The 22378-nt window shown below is 73.7% G+C and carries 16 protein-coding genes and 1 pseudogene; 2 read left to right on the forward strand and 15 right to left on the reverse strand.

Annotation, left to right across the window (positions count from 1 at the left end):
* Positions 1–86: 86 nt before the first annotated feature.
* From IEZ12_RS08145 to IEZ12_RS08170, 6 genes are all read right to left on the reverse strand, one after another.
* Entirely contained in the window at positions 87–1346 is a 1260-nt protein-coding gene (locus IEZ12_RS08145) for a putative hexosyltransferase (RefSeq protein WP_189271450.1), read from the reverse strand.
* A complete protein-coding gene (locus IEZ12_RS08150) occupies positions 1343–2599 on the reverse strand; it encodes an acyltransferase family protein (RefSeq protein ID WP_189271451.1) in 1257 nt (418 codons plus the stop codon). The genes IEZ12_RS08145 and IEZ12_RS08150 overlap by 4 nt, the downstream gene beginning before the upstream one ends.
* Entirely contained in the window at positions 2596–4254 is a 1659-nt protein-coding gene (locus IEZ12_RS08155; RefSeq protein WP_189271452.1) for a putative glycosyltransferase family protein, read from the reverse strand. Before IEZ12_RS08155 ends, IEZ12_RS08150 begins: the two co-directional genes overlap by 4 nt.
* A 94-nt stretch (positions 4255–4348) precedes the next feature.
* Positions 4349–5677, reverse strand: coding sequence for a glycosyltransferase 87 family protein (locus IEZ12_RS08160; RefSeq protein WP_052509618.1), 1329 nt, complete (start codon positions 5675–5677; stop codon positions 4349–4351).
* 141 nt (positions 5678–5818) lie between these two features.
* Complete coding sequence (locus tag IEZ12_RS08165; RefSeq protein ID WP_100587213.1) at positions 5819–6487, reverse strand: LuxR C-terminal-related transcriptional regulator; 669 nt, start codon at positions 6485–6487, stop codon at positions 5819–5821.
* On the reverse strand, positions 6480–7874 hold the full coding sequence (locus IEZ12_RS08170; RefSeq protein WP_189271453.1) for an ATP-binding protein: 1395 nt from the start codon (positions 7872–7874) through the stop codon (positions 6480–6482). The genes IEZ12_RS08165 and IEZ12_RS08170 overlap by 8 nt, the downstream gene beginning before the upstream one ends.
* Before the next feature lie 134 nt (positions 7875–8008).
* Here IEZ12_RS08170 and IEZ12_RS08175 point away from each other — a divergent pair, with 134 nt between their 5' ends.
* Together IEZ12_RS08175 and IEZ12_RS08180 are read left to right on the forward strand one after the other, a co-directional pair.
* On the forward strand, positions 8009–9529 hold the full coding sequence (locus tag IEZ12_RS08175; protein ID WP_189271454.1) for a PspC domain-containing protein: 1521 nt from the start codon (positions 8009–8011) through the stop codon (positions 9527–9529).
* Positions 9529–9759 (forward strand): hypothetical protein, encoded by a 231-nt coding sequence (locus tag IEZ12_RS08180; protein WP_043914477.1) that lies wholly within the window; start codon positions 9529–9531, stop codon positions 9757–9759. The genes IEZ12_RS08175 and IEZ12_RS08180 overlap by 1 nt, the downstream gene beginning before the upstream one ends.
* Here IEZ12_RS08180 and IEZ12_RS40530 read toward each other — a convergent pair.
* The 9 genes and pseudogenes from IEZ12_RS40530 to IEZ12_RS08220 all read right to left on the reverse strand — a co-directional run.
* Entirely contained in the window at positions 9756–10241 is a 486-nt protein-coding gene (locus IEZ12_RS40530; RefSeq protein ID WP_373295453.1) for a QcrA and Rieske domain-containing protein, read from the reverse strand. The two genes, IEZ12_RS08180 and IEZ12_RS40530, sit on opposite strands and share 4 nt — an antisense overlap.
* Positions 10242–10271: 30 nt before the next feature.
* Positions 10272–10796 (reverse strand): annotated as a pseudogene (locus tag IEZ12_RS40535) (DoxX family membrane protein); the annotation flags it as partial.
* Between the two features lie 143 nt (positions 10797–10939).
* Positions 10940–12523 (reverse strand): glutamine-hydrolyzing GMP synthase, encoded by a 1584-nt coding sequence (guaA, locus tag IEZ12_RS08190; RefSeq protein WP_043914479.1) that lies wholly within the window; start codon positions 12521–12523, stop codon positions 10940–10942.
* Between the two features lie 740 nt (positions 12524–13263).
* Positions 13264–14763 carry a hypothetical protein gene (locus IEZ12_RS08195; RefSeq protein ID WP_189271456.1) on the reverse strand — a complete coding sequence of 500 codons (1500 nt, stop codon included), beginning with the start codon at positions 14761–14763 and terminating at the stop codon, positions 13264–13266.
* Between the two features lie 72 nt (positions 14764–14835).
* Positions 14836–16587 (reverse strand): GMC oxidoreductase, encoded by a 1752-nt coding sequence (locus IEZ12_RS08200; protein WP_189271457.1) that lies wholly within the window; start codon positions 16585–16587, stop codon positions 14836–14838.
* Between the two features lie 25 nt (positions 16588–16612).
* Positions 16613–18220: a succinic semialdehyde dehydrogenase gene (locus tag IEZ12_RS08205; RefSeq protein WP_189271458.1), complete on the reverse strand. Its 1608-nt coding sequence runs from the start codon at positions 18218–18220 to the stop codon at positions 16613–16615.
* Between the two features lie 78 nt (positions 18221–18298).
* A complete protein-coding gene (locus tag IEZ12_RS08210; RefSeq protein WP_189271459.1) occupies positions 18299–19906 on the reverse strand; it encodes a serine/threonine-protein kinase in 1608 nt (535 codons plus the stop codon).
* Between the two features lie 155 nt (positions 19907–20061).
* The gene (locus IEZ12_RS08215; RefSeq protein WP_189271460.1) at positions 20062–21156 is read right to left on the reverse strand and encodes a protein kinase; all 1095 of its coding nucleotides are present in this window, start codon (positions 21154–21156) and stop codon (positions 20062–20064) included.
* Between the two features lie 122 nt (positions 21157–21278).
* On the reverse strand, positions 21279–22378 hold a 1100-nt coding region (locus IEZ12_RS08220), incomplete at its 5' end, for a serine/threonine kinase C-terminal domain-containing protein (RefSeq protein WP_505744209.1).

Genomic DNA, 22378 nt, shown 5'->3' on the forward strand with positions numbered 1-22378 from the left:
CTTTCCGCAGCAGGGATTCCGGCACGGGAAAGGAGCACCGTGCGCGGACAACAACGTCGGGGCACAGAGGCCTGATCGGCCGCCGGTCAGGGCGAGTAGACGCTCTCGAACACCAGGAACACGCCGTAGAAGCCCGAACAGACAACGGCTGACGATAGCAGCACCCAGAGCGACACCCGGGAACGGATGCGCGACAGTCCGGCGGCCACCGGGAGCAGCAGCACGAACGCCGGCAGCAGGAACCGGGCGCGCGGTGCGTAGTAGGCGCCGTCACCGAGCGCGATCACCAGCATCATGCCGCCGAACACCAGCAGCGGGAGCGGCTGGCGCTGTTCGACGGCCAGCAGGAACAGCACCACCGAGGCGACCACGATGCCGACCATCACGACCTGGTCGAGGGTGGTCCCCTTGCTGTCCGGGTGCAGGATCATGCCGCTCATCCAGGAGAGCGTGCCCCGGCCGAAGTCGAAGTGGGTGCCCCAGGCCAGCTGGACGTCGAAGTAGCCGCGCCAGGTGCCGCGCTGCCAGCCGACGTACGCGAGGTAGCCGAACCAGCCCGCCGGGGCGAGCGCGGTGCCCAGCAGGACCCGCCAGACCACCGGGCGGTCGGCGCCGTTGCGCCGGCCGCGCCAGAACTGCACCAGTTCGACCGCCGCGGTGATGCCGACGGCGGCCGCCACGGCCAGTCCGCTGGGACGGGTCAGGCAGGCCATGCAGCTCAGCGCGCCGGCCCAGATCCAGTTCCGGCGCAGCAGCGCGTACAGCGACCAGGCGGCCCAGGCGGTGAAGACCGGCTCGGAGTACGCCATGCTCTCCACCGCGCCGTGCGGCAGCGCCCCCCAGAGCACCACCGCGATCAGCGCGATCCGCGGCCGGTAGACGTGCGCGACGACGGCGAAGATGCCCGCGGCCGCCACCAGCGAGAAGAACCAGGCGACCAGCAGGGCGGCGTGCCCGGCGGTGATCGGCAGCACGGCGTGCACCGCGCGGATCGCCATCGGGTAGAACGGGAAGAACGCCCGCGACGAGTAGGGGACGCCGTTGGCGTAGCCGTCGATGCCCAGGTCGTCGCTGTACCCGTGGACGGCGATCATCTGGTAGTACGGCGCGTCCCACAGGGTGGCGAGGCGCGTCAGCGTGGAGTTGCTGACCCCGGGCAGGTCGGACTTGGGGTGCAGCCACATCGCCAGCAGACCGAAGGCCCGCACGGCGGTGTAGGCCAGCAGCGCTGGCGCCATCGGCCGCAGGAACCGCAGCGGCCGACGCAGCAGCGAGCGGTTCAGCCCGGTCGCCCCGCCCCCCTGTTCCTCGGGCGCCAGCGACGCCCGGGTGGTGTCGGTGCTCATCGGGCAGATCCCCCGCCGGTGTTGCGCGTCTGCGCCTCGACCCGGGCGCGGCTCTCCTGGTCGACCTTGGTGACCGTCGCGAAGGCCGTGGTGAGCCCGCGCTTCAGGGCGTTCGACAGGGGGTTCTCGACCAGCTTGTGCACCAGGTAGGCGAGCACCAGGATCGACGGCATCACCACGAGCAGGGTCGGGATCGGCTCCATCGAGCGGCGCAGCCAGTGGATGGCGCTCAGGCCGATCTCCTGGTGCAGCAGGTACACGGGGTAGGTGAGCGCGCCGGCGACGGTCAGCCAGCGCCACTGGATCCAGTTGAAGAAGCCGAGCGAGGCGGCCAGCACCAGCAGGAAGCACAGCGTCATCAGGGCGGCCGCGACGGTGAACGAGATGTGCTGCGGCAGCCACTGCTGGTACATGTCCACGGTGCCCTTGAGGCGGTACTGGGCGACCATCCAGGAGAACCCGAGCATGCCCCACAGCAGCAGGTTCGGGCCGAACCGGTACATGAGGTACATGGTGACGCCGGCGGTGAAGAACGGCGCGTACGACGGCTGGGTCAGGGTGTCCAGCAGCGGCAGGTCGACGGTCGGCGCGATCGCCGCGACGAAGGTCCAGATGCCGCAGAAGGCGACCACCCGGCGGTAGGTCAGGCCCATCGCGACGACGCCGGCGAAGAGCACGTAGAAGAGCATCTCGACCCACAGGGTCCAGTAGCTCGGGTCGACCGACGGCGCGCCCAGCGGCGTCTGGATCATCGTCAGGTTGGCGATGACCGTGCGCGGCGTGAGGTCCTTGGCGGTGGTGAAGGCGTAGCCGGCGGTGGTGACCACCGCGGTGGTGAGCAGCACGGCCACCCAGTACGCCGGGTAGAGCCGGACCACCCGGGAGACGAAGAAGTCCTGCGGCCGCTTGCCCCAGCAGGACATGCAGATGACGAAGCCGCTGATCAGGAAGAACAGCTCGACGCCGATCCAGCCGTAGATGGCCACGCCGTGCAGGGCCGGCATCAGCACGTCGGGCGCGCCGCGCCAGACCTGCTCCCACCCGGCGGGCTTGCCGACGTAGTGGAAGAGCATCACGGTCAGCGCGGCGACCAGGCGCATGCCGTCGAGCACGTACAGGCGGGGCCGCTTGGCGGGGGCGGGGGCGGCGGCCCGCCGCCCCGTCCCGGCGGGGGCCGGAGCGGCGTCCGCGAACACGGGTGCCTGGAGCAGGGGGCGTTCGGGGGACGGGTGTCCCGGGCCTGCGTTCGTCACGGCTTCGACACCTTGATCAGGTACTCGCCCTGCGGGCTCTTGGTCACGACCTGGAACTCGGGGCCGGTGGGCACCTCGCCGTCCTTCGGGAGCAGCATGACCCAGTCGGCGTGGTACTGGCGGAGCAGCTCCGTCTTGCGGGTGTTCGTCGTGTTCTTGGCGAAGAACTCGTCGGTGTCCTTCTTCCGCTGGTCGAGCACGGCCTGGTCGATCGCCGGGTCCGGGTAGCCGGCCTCGACGGTGTAGTAGCCGTACGCCGGGAGCTGCACCAGCGGGCGCTCACCGGTGGCCATCACCACGTCGCCGTACTTGAGGTACTTGCCGGCCCAGGTGTAGCCCGGCCACGGGTTCCAGGCCTGGACGTTCTCCACCACGCCCTTGGGGAAGTGGTTCTTGGGGACGAGGTAGAACATCGCGCCGGACTGCACCCACATGCCGAACACCAGGCAGATCGCCATGATCCCGGTGAAGTAGTTGCGCGTCCACTGCCGCCACGGAATCCGGGCGGCCTCCAGAGCGGCGGCCAGCTGGAGCATGGCGATCACGCCGGGGTAGGCACGGCCCCAGCTGTAGTGGCCGCTGAACCAGCCGTAGGCGACGGTCGCGCCGACCAGGGCGAAGGTCAGCACCACCGGGTCGAGCCGGTTGCGGCGGAAGCGCGCCACCATCGCGGGCAGACCGAGCAGCAGCGCGAAGCCGAACCAGTTCAGCGGGTGGTTGTACAGGCCGCGGTGCATGTCGTCGAGCGCGGCGGACTGCTTGAGCTCCAGCACGCTCCAGTACGGCCAGGCCAGCACGCCGACGGTGACGACGGCGGCGGACAGCGCCCACAGCAGCCAGTCGCGCAGCACGATGACCCGCAGCGAGCCGATCATGATGCCGGCCATGCCCATGCACAGCACGATGCCGGTGAACGGGTGCGACAGCAGCACCGAGAACAGCGCGACGCCCAGCAGCAGGTGCAGCGGTATCCGGACCAGCAGCGAGTCGGACAGCGGCGCCCGGTCCGGGACCCGGCCGAGCAGCCGCAGGGTGAGCGCCCAGATCCAGAACATCACGCCGGCGCCGAAGGCACTCGGGTAGGACAGGCCCAGCGAGAACGACACGAACGACTCGTAGCCGCTCCACACCGAGACGTCCACGCCCCAGAGGAAGAAGTAGGAGAACAGCGCGACCACCGGTGCCCACCGGTTGGGCGTCAGCGCCCGGACCAGCGCGCCGAGGCCGGTGATCACCAGCACGACGTTCATGACGGCGAGCAGGTGCAGCGTCTTCAGCGGGACCAGGCCGGTGGCCAGCGACACCAGCGCGCCGAACAGCTGGTACGGCGAGAAGTAGGGGCTGCCGTCACCGGGCAGGTCGATCATCGGGCTGGTCGGGTGCGAGAGGTTCTCGCGCAGTCGCCAGATGGTCGACGCGTGCTGGCCGATGTCGCCGGACCACGGGAGGCGGGCGGCCATCGGCACCAGGAACAGCAGGAACAGCAGTCCGGTGACCCGGTAGGGGGTGATCCGGAACAGTCCGCGCAGGCCCCGGGCCGACTTCGGTGCGCGGGAACCGTCCTCCGACCCCAGCGGGGAACTGCCCGAACCCGGCCGGACCGGGTCCGGTGAGGTTTCGGGCGTCGGAAGACTCGAAGCGGCGGTGTCGGTCACGGTGCTCCACGTTAAGCGAGGCGGGGCCCGATTCTGCGGGCCCGGGGCGGCTCCGGAACGTCCGTCCGGAGATGGGCTGGGTTGCGGCGGGCGCTCAGCCGCCCGTCCCGGCCGCGGTGTCGACCGGGGCACGGGACGCGCCTCGACCGGTCTTCCCGCGCGGCACGGTGGAGCGCCACAGCTGGACACACGACAGTACCGTCGCCGCCACCAGCACCAGGTTGCGCAGCAGCAGCACGGCGGTGAATCCCGCGTGCCCTTGAAGGACCTTCTCGTAGAAGAACGGGAACTCGACGGTGGTCAGCGCGGTCGCGACCACCAGCAGGCCGACCACCAGGCGCTGCGAGGAGTGGCGGAAGGTCACGCAGACCGCGCCGAGCCCGGCCAGCCAGATGAAGTACTGCGGGCTGATCACCCGGCTGGTGGTGACGAACACCAGCACCGCGGCCAGCGCCGCGTCCGCCGGGGTGGCCGCGGAGAACACCCGGGCCCGGACCCGCCACAGCAGCAGCCAGCAGAAGCCGACCACGCTGAGCCCGACCAGCACCCGGCCGACCACGTCGACGTACGGGCCGACGACCTCGTTCGAGCCGTACTGGTAGACCACGCTGCCGGTCCAGCCGAAGTGCTTGGCCGCCAGCAGCGCGCTGCCGCCCAGCGACTCGAACTCCACGCCGCGCCCGCTCTGCTCCTGCAGGAAGCCGAAGCTGTTGCTGAACAGCAGCGACATGATGCCGATCAGCGCCGCCGCCGAGGCCACGAAGCCGAGCACGGCCGACCGCAGGCCGCGCCCCCACGGCATGCCGAAGACCGCGAACGCCGGCCAGACCTTGACCGCCGCGCCGATCGCGGCCATCGCCCCGCCGAGCGCCTTGTACCGCGGCAGCAGCACCAGCGCCAGCACGGCGAACAGCGTGACGATGATGTCGTAGCGCGCGTACGGGATGTACTGCATCAGCGGCAGCATCAGCACCCACACCCAGGCGCCGGCCAGGCTGCGGCCGGGCCGGGAGCCGGCCCGCAGCAGCGCGCCGAGGATCACCGCGTCGGCCAGGAAGGTCACCACGATGAAGGCCTGGACGTAGTTGACGCCCGGCACCAGGGTGGGCGCGAGGATCACCGCGCCCGCGCCGGGCGGGTACTGCCAGGTCGAGTCGCCGACCGGGAAGGACCCGTTCTGCAGGAGGTGGGCCCACTTGCGGTACAGCAGGTGCACCTCGCCGTGGGCGTTCTCCCCCGTGGTGAACACCATCATGATGATCAGCAGGCGGGTGCACGCCCAGTAGCCGACCGGCGCCAGCACGCGCTGGTTCCAGGTCGTGACGCGCCACGGCGAGAACGTCCGGGCGCCGTCCGCCCCCAGGTCACCGTCGGGCTGCCGGGAGTCGGTTCGCGACTCGGGGCCGGTGTGGGTGGTGGGCATGCTGCTCCATCGGGCGGGGCGGGCGCGGACAACGAGCGGCGGTCGGTTGGACGGGCCTCCGAACGACCCGGCTCTCCCAACACAATTGCGTGCATCCTAGCCGCACACCGCCCCGGGCCCCGCCCCGGGCCGTTCCTTGGTTCAGACCAGTCGGCGGGCGGTCGCCCAGCGGGTCAACTCGTGACGGTTCGACAACTGCAGTTTGCGCAGCACCGCGGAGACGTGGCTCTCCACCGTCTTCACCGAGATGAACAACTGCTTGGCGATCTCCTTGTAGGCGTAGCCGCGCGCGATCAGCCGCAGCACCTCGCGCTCGCGCTGGGTCAGCCGGTCGAGGTCCTCGTCGACCGGCGGGGTGTCGGTGGCGGCGAACGCGTCGAGCACGAAGCCCGCCAGCCGCGGCGAGAACACCGCGTCGCCGTCGGAGATCCGGAAGATCGCGTTGACCAGGTCGGTGCCGGTGATGGTCTTGGTGACGTAGCCGCGGGCGCCGCCGCGGATCACGCCGATGACGTCCTCGGCGGCGTCGGAGACCGACAGCGCGAGGAAGCGCACGCCCTCCACGCCCACCGAGCGGCGCAGCACCTCGACGCCGCCGCCGCCCGGCAGGTGGACGTCGAGCAGCACCACGTCGGGCCGGGTCTCGGCGACCACCCGGACCGCCGACTCGACGTCGTCGGCCTCGCCGACCACGTCGATGCCGGTCTCCTCGGTGCGCCCGATCTCGGCGCGCACACCGGTGCGGAACATCCGGTGGTCGTCCACCAGGACCACCCGGGCACGCCTCTCGGGTGCCGCTGCGTCAGTCATCTGCCGCCCTCTCCATCTCCAGCTCGACCTCGGTACCGCCGTCCGGCGCGGGCCGCACCCGTGCGGTGCCGCCGTTGCGCCGCATCCGGCCGATGATCGATTCGCGTACGCCCATGCGGTCCTCGGGGAGGTCGTCGGGGTCGAAGCCGGGGCCGTGGTCGCGGACGAACACCGACACCGTCCTCCCCTCCACCTCCGCGTAGACCTGGACCGGTCCCCCGCCACCGTACTTGGCGGCGTTCACCATGGCTTCCCTGGCCGCCTGCATCTGCGAGGCGATCTTCTCGTCCATCGGGCAGTCGCCGACGCAGACCAGCTCGATGTGGACGCCGTGCCGGTCCTCGACCTCGGCGACGATCTCCCGCAGGTTCTCGGCGAGGGTGTCGGGCGCGGCCTCGGCGGCGGCCTCGGGGCGGTACAGCCACAGGCGCAGTTCGCGTTCCTGGGCGCGGGCCAGGCGCAGCACCTCCTTGGGGTCCTCGGCGCGGCGCTGGATCAGCGTCAGGGTGTGCAGCACCGAGTCGTGGACGTGCGCGGCGATCTCGGCGCGCTCCTGGGCGCGGATGCGGGCGGTGCGCTCCGCGCCGAGGTCCTGCCACATCCGCAGCATGGACGGGCCGGCCAGCACCAGCACGCCCGCCACCACCGCCAGCGAGGACTCCACCACCAGCGCGATCGGCGACTCGACGCCCTGCGTCACGAAGTAGCCGACGATGCCGGCCACCACCAGCAGCACGCCCGCGCCGACCCGCAGGTAGGCGCCGTTGCGGCTGCCGGGCTCCAGGCCGAACCAGTTCTGCCAGCGCGAGTCGTCGGCCTGCCGCCACACCAGGGCGACGCCGACGCCGACCGCGAGCAGCGGCCACACGTACGGCTTGGCGGTCTGGATGCCGAGCGCGGACAGCAGCGCCATCACGCCGATGACCAGGCCGATCAGCGCGAACAGCTGGCCGAGGCCGGCGCCGCGCTGCCCGGCGGCGGCCGGGGCGGTCGCCGGGCGGCCCTCCGGGTCGGGGTAGGCGCCGGGGGCGCCGTCCTCGCCGTGGAAGGTCCGCTCCAGCAGCTCGCGCAGCCGCCCGAGGCGGCCGAGCCGGCCGACGTCGGGCAGGCCCGGCCGGGCGGCGCCGGGCGCGGCCTCGCCGATGCCGAGCGGCACCACCACCCAGAACGCGGCGTACAGCAGCGTGCCGATGCCCTGCGCGAAGAACAGCACGATGAACGCCAGCCGCACCCAGGTGACGGGCACGCCGAGGTGCACCGACAGGCCCTGGCAGACGCCGCCGAGGATCCCGCCGTGCGGGCTGCGGTAGAGCCGCCGGTACGGCGGCGCGCCGGCCGGCAGGTCGGTCGGTGGGGTCTCGGGGGTTCTGGTGTCGGGTGCTGCCACGGCACCGATGGTCGCAGGTGCGGTGTCGGCGGCGCATCAGGGTCCGGCCCGGAGCCCGCCTCAGGGACAGTTCAGGGTCGCTCCGGGGCCCGGGACGGTTGGGCGGGGCCCGGCGGGCCGGAAGGATGGGGGGCATGACGGACGACCAGATCCCGGGAGACGCACCGGACGCCCCCACCGAACCGCGCCCGGCGCTGACCCGCTCCTCCCGGCACCGGGTGGTGGCGGGCGTGTGCGGCGGACTCGGCCGCTACCTCGACATCGACCCGGTGGTGTTCCGGGTGGTGATCGCGGTGCTCGGCCTGACCGGCGGACTGGGACTCTTCCTGTACGGCCTGGCCTGGCTGGTGATCCCGCGCGAGGCGACCGACGGCGAGGGCGGCCGCACCGAGCTCCAGCGGGTGCTGACCGGCCGGGTGGACGGCCAGTCGATCGGCGCGGTGCTGCTGACGGTGATCGGCACCGGGGTGTTCTTCTCCTCGATGGGCGACGGCGACCAGCTGTTCCCGCTGCTGCTGCTGGCCGCGCTGGTGTTCCTGGCGCTGCGCTACGACCCGGAGCGCCGGCGCCGGTTCGGCAGCGGCGAGGGCGCCGGCCCGAAGCCGGGCTGCGGCCCGTACGACCGGCTGGACCCGTCCGGCACGTTCGCCGACTGGAAGACCTGGGGGGAGGCGATGAGCCGGGACCTCCGCCAGGAGTGGCGGACCCGCACCGCCGACCTGCACGAGCGGGTCGCGGCCCAGCACGAGGAGCGCCCGGCGGACACGCCCCCGACCGGCCCGTCCGGCTATCTGTGGGACCCGCGGCACCCGGAGCGCAACCCGTACGGCGCGACGCCGCCGCCCGGCACGCCCGCCCAGCCGTGGTGGCAGCGCACCGACCTGCCGGAGGGCGACCCGCTGCGCAAGGAGACGACCGCGCCGCAGGGCCGGCAGGAGTGGAAGGCGCACTTCCGGGACGCCGCCGAGCAGCGCCGGCAGGCGCAGCGCGAGGCGATGGAGCAGCGCCGCGAGAACCTGCGCCGCCACCAGGAGTGGAAGGCCGCGCGGCGGGCGCAGCGCGGACGTTCGGGGCTTGGCGCGTGGGCGGTGCTGGTGGCGATCGGCGCGTCCTGGGCGGTCGCGGCGAGCGACCACGGCGACCACCGCTGGTCGACGGTGCTGGCGGTGGCGCTGCTGCCGCTGGGCCTGGCGATGATGCTCAGCGCCCGCTGGGGCCGCACCCGCGGGCTGACCTTCCTGTCGCTGCTGCTGACGGTGGGCCTGGTGTTCTCGGCGAGCACCTCGACGACGGTCGCGGGCACGGTCGGCGACCGCCACTGGACCGCCGCGAACGACGACCTGCACTCGGCGTACACGGTGGGCGTCGGCGACGCCCGGCTCGACCTGTCGGCGCTGGACCCGAAGGGCGGCGTCCTCGGCACCGAGCTGCGGGTCGGCATCGGCACCGCGACGGTGCAGGTGCCGCCCGGCGTGGAGCTGCGGCTGAAGCTGCGCGACGCGGTGGGCTCGGTGAGCCTGCCGGACGGCCAGGACTACAGCGGGCCGGTCACCAACGAGAACGTGGTGATCGAGGTCCCGCAGGGGCAGCCGTCGAAGGGCGCGCTGGAACTGACGGTGACGACGGGCATCGGTGACATCAGGGTGGAGCGGTGATGAGGAAGCATCAGTTCGATCTGTACGCGCTGGTCGCGGGCGGCCTGTTCACGGCGCTGGCCGTGCTGTACCTGGTGGCGTCGCTGAACGACCGGGAGGTGAACAGCCGGTTCGTGCTGCCGCTGGCGCTGATCGTGCTCGGCGCGGGCGGCCTCGGCGGCGCGCTGGTGGCGGTCTCCAGGCGCGGCCGGGGCGGGGCCCGCGACGACGATCACACGCTGGACGGCTAGGCGGACTGCTGCGGCCCGAGTTCGAGCTGCTCGCCGTTCTTTGTGACGGTGTAGTGGGGCAGCGGCTTGACGGCCGGCCCGTTGATCACGGCGCCGGTGGCGGCGTCGAACGTGGAGCCGTGGCAGGGGCAGTACAGCCGGCCGTCCTTGGGCGGGTTGACGGCGCAGCCGGAGTGGGTGCAGACCGAGGACAGCGCGGTGTACTTCCCGGCGGACGGCTGGACGATGTACACCGCGTCGCCGCTGGCCGGGTCCTTGACGGTGGCGGAGCCGCCGACCGGGACCTGCGCGGCGGGGACGGCCACCGCCGGGCCGCCGGACTGCGGGGCTGCGGACTGCGGGGCGGGGGCGGCGGTGCCGGGCGCGGCGGCGGGCGGGAGGTCCTCGCGGCCGAAGGCGGCGGTGAGCGAGCCGGACAGCAGGCCGGCGCCGCCGAGCGCGACCGCCGCGATGCCGCCGTCCAGCAGGGCGCGGCGGCGCACCGCGTCCTCGGCGAGGCCGCGGGCCCGGTCCCGGGCGGCCCGGGCGGCGAGGTAGCCGTCCACCGACAGGTACGGGGTGCCGGCCAGCACCAGCGGCGTCCAGGCCATCAGGTAGGCCAGGTCGTTGCCCAGGTAGTACGGGGTGGTGTGGAAGCTGACGGACAGCCAGAGGGTGGCGCTGAGCAGCGCGCCGCCGAGGGCGGCGATCCGACCCCACAGGCCGAACAGGGTGCCGAGGCCGACCGCGAGCTCGCCGAAGGCGATCAGCAGGCCGAAGAAGGTGGGGGCGTGCAGCGCGGGGGCGAGCGTCCAGCCGATCGGGCTGCCGGCCTGGGCCGCCCGGGTCTGCGAGTAGAAGGAGGCGGCGTCGCCGGCGCCGGCCAGGTAGTGCGCGTCGGAGAGCTTGTCGAAGCCGGCGTAGACGAAGGTCACCCCCAGGAACAGCCGCAGCGGCAGCAGGGCGAGGCGCGAGGCCGCCGCTTTCCACTGCCCGATCCGTGCCGCCGTCCCCGACCCTTCGTGCGGGACCGTTCCCGTCCCCGTCCCTGTCGCCATCGCTGCCGTCCCTCTCCCTCGCGCCGCCTGCCGACCGCCGACACGGCCGGGTCCGATTGTGCCGGGTGGCGTCCGCACATGACGGCGCCGCCACTCCCCTGACGTCGGGGAGCGGCGGCGGCGTCACACGGTTGCCGGTGGGATCACTCCCACTCGATGGTGCCCGGCGGCTTGGAGGTGACGTCCAGCACGACCCGGTTGACGTCCTTGACCTCGTTGGTGATCCGGGTGGAGATCTTCGCCAGCACCTCGTAGGGCAGGCGCGACCAGTCGGCGGTCATGGCGTCCTCGGAGGAGACCGGGCGCAGCACGATCGGGTGACCGTAGGTGCGCCCGTCGCCCTGGACGCCGACCGAGCGGACGTCGGCCAGCAGCACCACGGGGCACTGCCAGATCTCGGCGTCGAGGCCGGCCAGGGTCAGTTCCTCGCGGGCGATGGCGTCGGCGTCGCGGAGCAGGTCCAGGCGCTCCTTGGTGACCTCGCCGACGATCCGGATGCCGAGGCCCGGGCCGGGGAACGGCTGGCGCTGGACGATCTCGGCGGGCAGGCCGAGCTCCTGGCCGACCATCCGGACCTCGTCCTTGAACAGCTTGCGCAGCGGCTCGACCAGCTGGAACTCAAGGTCCTCGGGCAGGCCGCCGACGTTGTGGTGGGACTTGATGTTGGCGGTGCCGGTGCCGCCGCCGGACTCCACCACGTCCGGGTACAGGGTGCCCTGGACCAGGAACTCCACGGCCGGGCCCTCGTCGGCGATGATGTCGGCCTGGGCCTGCTCGAAGACCCGGATGAACTCGCGGCCGATGATCTTGCGCTTGGTCTCGGGGTCGGAGACGCCCTTCAGCGCGGTCAGGAAGCGCTCCTCGGCGTCGACCACGACCAGCTTGACGCCGGTGGCCGCGACGAAGTCCTTCTGGACCTGCTCGGTCTCGCCCTTGCGCATCAGACCGTGGTCGACGTAGACGCAGGTCAGCCGGTCGCCGATGGCGCGCTGCACCAGGGCGGCGGCGACGGCGGAGTCCACGCCGCCGGACAGGCCGCAGATGGCGCGCTTGTCGCCGACCTGCTCGCGGATCAGCGCGACCTGCTCCTCGACCACGTTGGTGGTGGTCCAGTTCGGGGCGATGCCGGCGCCGCGGTACAGGAAGTGCTCCAGCACCTGCTGGCCGTGCTCGGAGTGCATCACCTCGGGGTGGTACTGCACGCCGTACAGCTTGCGCTCGTCGTTCTCGAACGCGGCGACCGGCACCACGTCGGTGGAGGCGGTGACGGTGAAGCCCTCGGGCGCGGCCGAGCAGGCGTCGCCGTGCGACATCCACACCGAGTGCTTGTCCGGGGTGCCCTCGAACAGGGTGGAGCCGGAGCGGGTGACGGTCAGCGGGGTGCGGCCGTACTCGCGGGCGCCGCTGTTGTCGACGGTGCCGCCGAGGACGGTGGCCATCAGCTGGAAGCCGTAGCACATGCCGAACACCGGGACGCCGGCCTCGAAGATCGCACGGTCGAGCTGCGGTGCGCCCTCCTCATACACCGACGACGGACCGCCGGAGAGGATGATCGCCCGCGGGTTCTTGGCGAGCATCTCGGCGACCGGCATGGAGCTCGGCACGATCTCGCTGTAGACCCGCGCCTCACGCACCCGACGGGCGATGAGCTGGGCGTACTGGGCGCCGAAGTCGACGACCAGGACGGTGTCGTTCTCGGGCGGGGACTGGGGGTGTACAGAGGACACGGACGGCCTTCCGGCGGCGGTACAAAAGGGGTGTCGCCACCGAGTCTACCGGGAGCGTTTCACCCGACTGCCCGCCGCGCTGCCCGTGACCGCGCCGGGTGGCGAATCGTTGCACCGGGCGGCCGTACGAAGACGCCGGCATCCTCCAGGTGCGGGCGGCGACGTACGGCGGACCACGCGTGGATCTTCTCCGGTCCACCGGGTGCGCGTGGCGGGCACGGGCCCGCCGTGGGACCGCGCCCCGGTGCCGCGGTCGGGTCAGCAGGGGACAGCGAACCCGTCCGCGACCGGGCGGACCCGGGGTGTGGCGGCCGGTACCGGTGCCGGCCGCCACACATCGGCCGGCCGCCCGCTCCGGCGTACGCCCCGGTACGCCCCGCAAGCCACTATCACGGACAGTCACCACCCCGGCCGGTCGGGACCGGCGCTCCCCGGCGCCGTGTCCTGTTCCGGCCTCCCCCTGATTTGCGTCGAATCGGTTGCACGGCAAGGCCCTCGTCCAGGACGATGGCTGCTGGACGGGGGCCACCGCACACCCCCGCCGCAGTCCTGGACCGTTGGCGCGAACGGCCCTTTTCTCACGCTCCGTGAGGCCCACCGGCCTCCGGCGTGCACCGAGCCATTTCCCCCGACGGCGCTCCTCCCCCGGCGCCGTCACCAGCACCCGGCGCGGCCCTGACGCCGAGTGCTGACCGACAAAGGGCCCCGTTCCCCCGCGGGGCCCTTTGCCCTGTCCGGGCTCAGTCGGCGTCGGGCCGCCGGTAGGGGGCGTGCGAGTCCAGCACGTCGACGCGTCCGACCGCCGGCCGCCGCTCGGCGACCGACTCGACCAGCTCCGCCTCCATCGGCCCGCCCGCCGGCTCCGGCCGGTCCGAGGCCTGCCCGGGCAGCGGCACGGACACCGGCGCGGGCGTGCGCCGCACCGCGTCGAGCAGGGCCGGCACCACCAGCGCCCCGAACACCGCCCAGGCCGCGGCGGCGACCAGCACCGAGGTCAGCGACCAGCCGACCAGGTCGATCCGGGTCTCGTGGACCTCGCCCTTCAACGTGGTGCGGTCGCTCAGCCGGATCGAGGTGCCGAGCACCAGGGCGGCGGCCAGCGCCGCGTACAGCACGGCCAGCCGGGCCCGGTCCGGCCGGGTCAGCCGCCCGCGGTGGGCGGACCAGCCGAGCGCCAGCGCCGCCAGCAGCACCGGCACCACCGCCAGCCACCACTGGGAGCCGTGCCCGCCCAGGTCGTACAGCGCGAAGGAGTCGTCCCGGCTGCCGCGCAGGGATCGCTGCACCACCCGGGCGCCGCTGCCCACGCCGAACAGGTAGCCGCCGCCGTTGACCGTCAGCGCCCGGAACGCGTACTGCGGGAACGGCCGGTCGACCAGCACCTGCATGACCACCGACACCACGGTGAGCAGCACCAGCAGGCCGCCGACCACCCGCGCCGCGTGCTGCCACGCCAGCAGCCAGCCGCCCAGCCACCGGCGCCGCGCGGCCTCCGCCCGGAGCGCGCCCTGCCCGTCCACGGCGAGCACCACGACGGCCGCGGCCAGGAACGCGGACACCCCGAGCGGCGTCATCGCCGGGCCGGTGGTGATGTGCATGCTGAGGCTGAGCGTCTCCTTCTCCGAACTGCCGGTGGCGACCTGGCCCAGCACGAGCGCCGCAGCCGCCGACAGCGCGCCGGTGCGCAGCGCCTGCGCGCCGGCCGCGCGCGCGGTCGGCTCGGCGGCGCCGGCCTCGGCGCGGGCCCGGGCCGCGAGCCGCTGCCCGAACCAGAGCAGCGCCAGCCAGCCGAGGGCCACCGCGTAGGGCAGCACGTGGACGGCGGCGACGGCGCTGCCGAAGCTGCTGGTGTTGGCGTTCCGCCAGGGCGTGCCGAACGCGGTCAGCGTCAGTTGCAGCCACATCTGGAAGGCGTGGGTGGTCCACCGCACCCCCGGGTCGTCGTCCACGCCGGCGACGTCGCGGCCCGCGACGGTGGAGCCGAGCGCGGCCAGCAGCACCAGCAGCACGGTCGGGGCGAGCAGCACCCGGCCGGCGGTCAGCCAGCCCCGGGACGGCGTCGGCCACTGCCGGTCTGGGTGGATCCGCCCGGCGCCCCACGGGGAGCCGCCGGGCGTCGAGGTGTCGTCCGCCACCACTTCGCCGATCGCGGGCGGCGGCAGCGCGAGGCCGTGCCCGCAGTTCGCGCAGGCCGCCACGGCGCCGGCGACGGCCGCGCCGCAGGACGGGCAGATGGGCATGACGGTCCCCCCGGGGATGGTTCGATCGGGTGCCCGTTTATCCCACCGGCCCTCCGGGGATGTCAATCGGCCTCAGTCGGCCTTCCGCGGCACCTTCGGCACGGCCAGCAGCGGCAGCCGCAGCGCCCCGAACGCCCCCTCGGGGACGGCGGGCCGACGGGGCGCCACCGGACGGACGGCCCGGTAGTCGGCGCCCTGCTCGGGGCGCGGGTCGGCCTCGCCGCGGTTGGGCCACATCGACATGGCGCGCTCGGCCTGCGCGGTGATCGTCAGCGACGGGTTGACGCCGAGGTTGGCGGAGACCGCGGAGCCGTCGACCACGCTGATCCCCGGGTAGCCGTACAGCCGGTGGTACGGGTCGACCACGCCGGTGTCGGCGCTGTCGCCGATCGGGCAGCCGCCGAGGAAGTGCGCGGTCAGCGGGATGTCGAAGATCTCGCCGACGGTCGAGCCGGGGAAGCCGTTGATGGACGCGGCCAGTGCCCGCGCCCCCTCCTCCGCGGCCGGGATGTAGTTCGGGTTCGGTGCGCCGTGGCCCTGGCGGGAGGTCAGCTTCCCGTTCTTCAGGGAGACCGTCAGCGAGTTGTCCAGCGACTGCATGACCAGGCCGATGATGGTCTTCTCCGACCAGCGGTGCTGGTTCATCGACTGCGCGAAGATCCACGGGTGCCGGGCGGCCGTCCCGAGGTAGCGCAGCCAGCGCGGCCCCCGCCCGGCGCCGCTGACCTGCTGGATGGAGAGCGCGCCCATCGCGTTCGAGCCGCGGCCGTAGCGGACCGGCTCGATGTGGGTGTTCTCGTCGGGGTGCACGGACGAGGTGATGGCCACGCCGCGGGTGAAGTCGGGCCGCTCCCCGTAGCGCCGGTCGGAGGTCTGCGCGCCCACCAGCGCCTCGGAGTTGGTGCGGGTCAGGTGGCCGAGCCTGGCGGAGATCCGCGGCAGCAGCCCGCCCTCGCGCATCCGGTGCAGCAGCGTCTGGGTGCCGTAGGTGCCGGCCGCGACCACCACCCGCTCGGCGGTGATCGTGCGGGCGCCGGCCTTCTTCGCCCGCCGGGTGCGGGCGTCGGTGGGCAGCACGTCCACCGCGTAGCCGTCGCCGTACGGGCGCAGCCGCTTCACGGTGGTCAGCGGCAGGATCTCGGCGCCGGCCCGCTCCGCCAGGTACAGGTAGTTCTCGGTGAGCATGTTCTTCGCGCCGTGCCGGCAGCCCGTCATGCACTCGCCGCACTCGGTGCACGCCGTGCGCTTCGGGCCGGCCCCGCCGAAGTACGGGTCGTCGACCTCGGCGCCGGGCGCGGCCTTGGCCTCGCCCGTGCCGTCCCGCCCGTCGCCGAAGAACACCCCGACGGGGGCCAGGTGGAAGGTGTCGCCGCAGCCCATCGCCTCGGCGGCGGCCTTCAGGTGCACGTCGGAGGGCGTCATCGTCGGGTTGGTCCGGACGCCGAGCATCCGCTGCGCCTGGTCGTAGAACGGGGCGAGTTCGGACTGCCAGTCGGTGATGTGCCGCCACTGCCGGTCCTCGAAGAACGGCGTGGGCGGCACGTACAGCGTGTTGGCGTAGTTCAGCGAGCCGCCGCCGACGCCCGCCCCGGCCAGGATCAGCACGTTGCGCAGCAGGTGGATGCGCTGGATGCCGTACAGGCCGACCGCGGGCGCCCACAGGTAGTCGCGGGTGTCCCAGGAGGTGCTGGGCAGCTCGTCGCGGCCGAACCGGCGCCCGGCCTCCAGGACGGCGACCCGGTAGCCCTTCTCGGTCAGCCGAAGCGCGGCGACCGAACCGCCGAAGCCCGAACCGACCACCACGACGTCGTAGTCGAACGACACTGCCCCTCCTCGATCAACGGCCCTGCTACTTCAGACGGAACGCCTTCATGACCTTCAGGCCGGTGGTGAACAGCTCGGCGAACTTCCGGTCGTCCAGGCCCATCGACGGCCCGATCGGCAGCAGCCGCTGCACGGCGATGGTCTGCGCCTCGGTGTAGCGCAGGATGCCCTCCGCGCCGTGCCGCCGGCCCAGTCCGGAGTCGCCCATGCCGCCCATCGGCGACGCGACCGACCCGTACGCGGCGGCGTACGCCTCGTTCACGTTGACGGTGCCGGTGCGCAGCCGCGCCGCGACCCTGCGGCCCCGGCCGGTGTCCTTCGTCCACACGCTGGAGTTCAGGCCGTACGGGGTGGCGTTGGCGGCGGCGACCGCCTCGTCCTCGGTGTCGAAGCGGTAGATCGACACCACCGGGCCGAAGGTCTCCTCCGCGCACACCGCCATGTCGGGGGTGACGCCGTCCAGGATGGTCGGCTCGAAGAACAGCGGCCCGAGGTCCGGCCGGGCCTGCCCGCCGGCCACCACCGTCGCCCCGGCCTTCACCGCCTCGTCGACGTGCCGGGTCACCGTCTCCAGCTGACGGCCCGACACCAGCGAGCCCATGTCCGCGCCGTAGGCGAGACCGCCGCCGAGGCGCAGTGCGGAGGTCCTCTCGGCGAACTTCGCCAGGAACGCGTCCGCCACCGACCGGTGCACGTACAGCCGCTCGATCGAGATGCACAGCTGCCCGGCGGACGAGAAGCAGGCCCGCACCGCGCCCGCCGCCGCCTTGTCCAGGTCCGCGTCGGACAGCACCAGCATGGCGTTCTTGCCGCCCAGCTCCAGCGAGGCCCCGACCAGCCGCTCGGCGGCCCGCCGGGCCACCTCCCGACCCGTGCGGGTGGAGCCGGTGAACGCCACGTAGTCGGCGCGCTCCACCACCTCCGGGCCCACCACCGGGCCGTCGCCCAGCACGATCTGCCACACCTGCGGCGGCAGCCCCGCCTCGACGAACAGCTCCCGCGCCCACAGCGCGGTCAGCGCCGTCTGGGTGTCCGGCTTGTTCACCACCGCGTTGCCCGCGACCAGCGCCGGCAGCGCGTCGCCGACGGACAGCTCCAGCGGGTAGTTCCACGGCGAGATCTGCCCGACCACGCCCTTCGGCCGACGCGCCTCCACGGCGCTGGTCAGCCCCGGCACCGCGCCCCCGCGGCGGCGGTCCCGCAGGTACGACGCCGCCGTCCGGCCGTAGTGCCGGGCCGCCGACGCGACCGCCATGACCTCCTCGAAGGCGTGCAGCCGGGCCTTGCCGGTCTCCGCCTGGATCAGGTCCAGCACCTCGTCCTGCCGCCGCAGCAGCAGATCGTGGAACCGCAGCAGCACACCCGCCCGGTGCCGCACCGACAGCGCCGCCCACCCGGGCTGCGCCCGCCGCGCCTCGGCGAACGCCCGCTCCACGTCCGCCGTCCCCGACACCGGCAGCGCCGCCAGCGCCTCGCCGGTCAGCGGCGCGACGGTCTCCACGACGTCCTCCCCGGACGCCGTGACCCCCTTCGCCAACCGCGCCACCACCGCCGCCGGCACCGCCGAAGCAACCGTACGCGCCGCACCCTTCGCCGAAGGATTGCGCCGACCCTGGCTCGCACTCTCCGTCATGCGGGCAGCCTAGGCGCTGGACGCCCGCTTGTGTACCCGGCGGTAACAACAATCCGGGGGCGTGCGCCCTCCGTCACGTCACTTGGTCGGCACGAAGTTGTTCAACACCGTGGTGAAGCGTCGCAGGCTCTGCGTCCAGTCCTTCTCCGGCCCCGACACGTACACGATGTACGACGTCCCGTCGCTGCGCCGGAACTCCACTTCCTTCGCGTGCCGGCGCCCGCCCGACGCAGTGAAGCTGAACTCCCACACCGCGCCTTCCTGGTCGTTGATCCGCGCGGCGGCCAGGCTGCTGGTCTGGAAGTCCTTCAGGCTCTTGCTGAGCGAGGCCTCCAACTGCAGCAGGTGCTCCTGCGGCGCCAGCGGCTGACCGACCGTCACCGCGAACTGCAGGTAGTGGTCGCGCTCGTCGGGCGAGTAGAGGATCTGCGTGCCGCTCTCGCTGCGCACCCAGGTGCCGTCGGTGGGCAGCGGGAAGCGGAACCCCGCCGGGTCGTCCTGCCAGGTGTAGCCGGCGGGCGCGGGCCCCTGCCCGGGTTCGGAGGCGGACGGCGTCGTCCCGCCGCCGCCGGCCTGCTGCTGGTGGCGGTGGGTGGCGTAGTACCCGCCGCCGCCGGCCGCGGCCAGCACCAGGACGGCCGCCAGTGCCAGCAGCGGCCATCGCCTCCGGCCGCCGCTGGCGGCCGGAGGCGGGGTCGCGGTCTCCGCCGGCCCGCCCTGCGACGGCACGCGCGGCGGCGCCGCCGGCTCCGGCTCGGCGGGCGTCCCGTCCGGTTCGACCCGGTCGGCGACCGGCACCTGCTGGGTGGGCAGCCGTTCCTCGCCGGCCTGCTGCGGGACGCGCATGCTGACGGTGTGTCCGGCGGCGACCTCGCGGAGCATCCTCGCGGCCTCGTCGGCGCCGGGCCGGTCCGCCGGGTCCTTGGCCATCAGCGCGGCCAGCACCGGCCCGAGGGCGGCCGCCCGCCGGGAATCCGGCAGCGGCTCGTCGACGACGGCGGTGAGGGTGCCGAGCGGGCTGTCGCGGCGGAACGGCGACTGGCCCTCGACGGCGTGGAACAGCGTCGCGCCGAGCGCCCACAGGTCGGAGGCCGGTCCGGGCCGCTGGCCCTGGGCGCGTTCGGGCGCCAGGTAGTCGGGCGAGCCGACCAGGTCGCCGGGGCGGGTGATCTCCATCGCGCCCTCGAACTTGGCGATGCCGAAGTCGAGCAGCACGACCCGTCCGCTGCCGTGTTCGAGCAGCACGTTGGCGGGCTTGACGTCCCGGTGCAGCACCCCGAGCTGGTGGCCGCGGTGCAGGGCGGCGAGCACCTGGAGGCCGACGTCGGCGGCCTCACGCGGAGTCAGGGTGCCGTCCTGGCTGATCACTTCGGACAGCGCGCGGCCGTCGACGAGCTCCATCACGATCCACGGCCGGCCGTCCTGTTCGAGCACGTCGTGGATGGTGATGACGCCCGGGTGCTTGATCCGGGCGGCGGCCCGGGCCTCCCGCTTCATCCGGGACTGGAGGATCTCCAGGTCCTCCTCCGAGAGATGGCTGACCGTCAACTCCTTGACGGCGACCTCCCGGTCCAGCATTTCGTCCCTGGCCCGCCAGACGGTCCCCATCCCGCCGCGCCCCAGGCGCTCGCCGAGCGCGTACCGCCCGGCCAGCAGACGGCCTGTCGACTGGTCCTGCCCGCCCATGACCGTCCCCCCTTCTGACCCCCCACCGTCGGTCGGACGAGGTCGTGGCACCTCGTGTGCCTGCTCGCACCGACGGTTCGAAGGCAAGCCTAGGCTGCGCGGGGCCGCGCGGGAATCACACCCCGGGTTGCGAATCGCACGGTGACCGGCCGCATTCAGCCAGCGACCAGAACGATCCCGGTGACCGCCGCCACCATCAGCACCAGCACGGCCGCCAGCACCAGCGGACCGAGCATCCGGGCGGGAATCCGCGGCGGACGCCCGGCGGGCGCGGCCTTCTGACGGGGCGTCGGCGGGCGCTTGCGCGGGCGGGCGCCGCGCGGGCGGACGGCCGGCGGCCCGGTCTCGGTGCGGGGCGCCGGCAGCGCCGGGGCGGGCGGCCCGTCCGGGTACGGCTCGGGGGCGGACATCAGCAGCTCGCGCAGCTCCTGCTGCACGGCGACCGCGTCGGGCCGGGCCTCGGCGTCCGGGCGCAGCAGCCGCTCCACCAGGGGCCGCAGCGGGCCGCACCCGTCGGTGCGGTGGTGGCGGCCGTCGCGGACGGCGGCCAGCAGCGTCGGCAGGTCGTGCTCGGGGTACGGGCCGTGGCCGGTGAGCAGGCGGTACAGCAGGACGCCGAGGGCCCAGGTGTCGGCGGGTGCGCCCGGGTCGATCGCCCAGCGCTCGGCGAGCGGTCCGAGCATCAGCGCGCGGGTCTCGTACACCCGGCGTGGCACCTCGCCGCCGAGCGCCGCGCACAGTTCCTCCTCGGCGGCGCCGAGCAGCAGGCCGCCGAGCATCGCCGCGCCGTCCTCGCAGACCAGCACGGTGCGGGCGGTGACGTTGCCGTGGGTGAGGCCGGTGTCGTGCACGGCCCGCAGCGCCCCGGCCAGGTCGGCGCCGATCTCGGCGACCCGGTACGGCGACAGCGGCCCGTCGTCCATCAGCCGTTCCAGCGGCACTCCGGAGACCGACTCCTCGGCGACCCACAGCAGTTCGCCCTCGGGTCCGGCGGCGAGTCCGCGCAGCAGCCGCGGGTGGGCGGGCGCGGCGGCCGCGACCTGCGCCACCCGGGCGGTCAGCAGCTGCCCGTAGGAGGGCGCGGCGGGGTCCATCGCCCGGTCGGGCGCGACCAGGTCGGGCAGTTCCAGGCCGAACAGCCGCACCCGGGCGCCGCTGGACCCGTCCACCGCGGGCACGCCGACGCCGTCGTCCGGACGGTCCGTCACCCGGTACCGCCCGGCCACCACCTGCCCAGGGGCCGCTCGCATGCCTGTTCCTCACGCCGTAGTGCCGCCAGCCTACGGCCCCGAGCCGCACCCGCCACCTTCCGGTGCGGCCATTCAACTCCCTTGCCCCTCCGCGCCGGAGGCTCCCGCTCCGGCGGGCGCGCCTACGGCGCGGGCTGGAAGCTCTCGAAGGAGATCCGCCGGGCGAGCGAACCGTCCGGCGCGGACCACACCGCTTCCGGCATGGTCCAGTAGATCGCGTAGCCGTACTTGCCGTCGCCGGTGACGAAGCCCCGGTTCAGCGAGTGCAGCAGGGTGCCGGTCTTGCCGGAGTACGTCCACTCCCAGTCGGCGGCGTTGCTCCAGCCCCGGTAGGCCACCGATTCGACCCGGATCCGGCGGTAGTCCTTCATCGTCGCGGACCGGTCGGACGCCTGCCAGTCCTTGAGCGCGCTGTCCCCGGCGGGCGACTGCCAGTCGATCACCAGCCGCAGCCCGTTGCCCTCGAACTGTCGGCTGGTGGAGCGGTAGTCCGCGCCCTTGTCGGACATCCACTCCGGCAGCGTGATGCTGAAGCCCGACGGGTCCTTGTACACCCGGTACCCGTCCGGCACCTGACCGGGCGTCAGGGCCGGCCCGGGCTGCTCCCCGGCGCCCGCCGACGCGCCGGCGCTCGGGCTCGCGGACGGCGAGGCGGACGGCGAGGCGGACGGGGACGGGGACGGGGACGGCTGCACGGGCGCCGCGGTGCTGCCGCCGTCCGCGGCGTTCGCCCCGTCGCCCTTCTCGGCGGGCCACAGCACCACCAGTGCGGCGACCAGCGCCAGCACCGCGACCACCGCGGCGACGGTCAGCAGGGTGCGCCGCCGGGACGCGCCGGCGCGCTGCACCACCGCGGTGTCCGCGCCGGCGGCGGGGTCCGCGGGCAGCGCCCGGGTCGCGGTCTCCGCGGCGACCGGCTCGGCCGGCTTCCCGGCGGCGGCGCGCTTCGGCTCGGGGAGCGCCTTCCCGGCGACGATCCGCTGCAGCAGCTCGCGGGCCTCGTCCGCGCCCATCCGCTTCGCGGGGTCCTTCTCCAGCAGGCCCTCGATGACCGGCAGCAGCGGCCCGGCGTGCGGGGGCGGCGGCAGTTCCTCGGTCATCACGGCGGTCAGCGTGGCCAGCGCGGAGCCCCGGTCGTACGGCGGGACGCCCTCGACCATCGCGTACAGGGTGCCGCCGAGCGACCACAGGTCGGACGGCGGACCGGGCCGCTGCCCGCGGG

Source organism: Kitasatospora griseola, assembly GCF_014648555.1.
Lineage (GTDB): Bacteria > Actinomycetota > Actinomycetes > Streptomycetales > Streptomycetaceae > Kitasatospora > Kitasatospora griseola.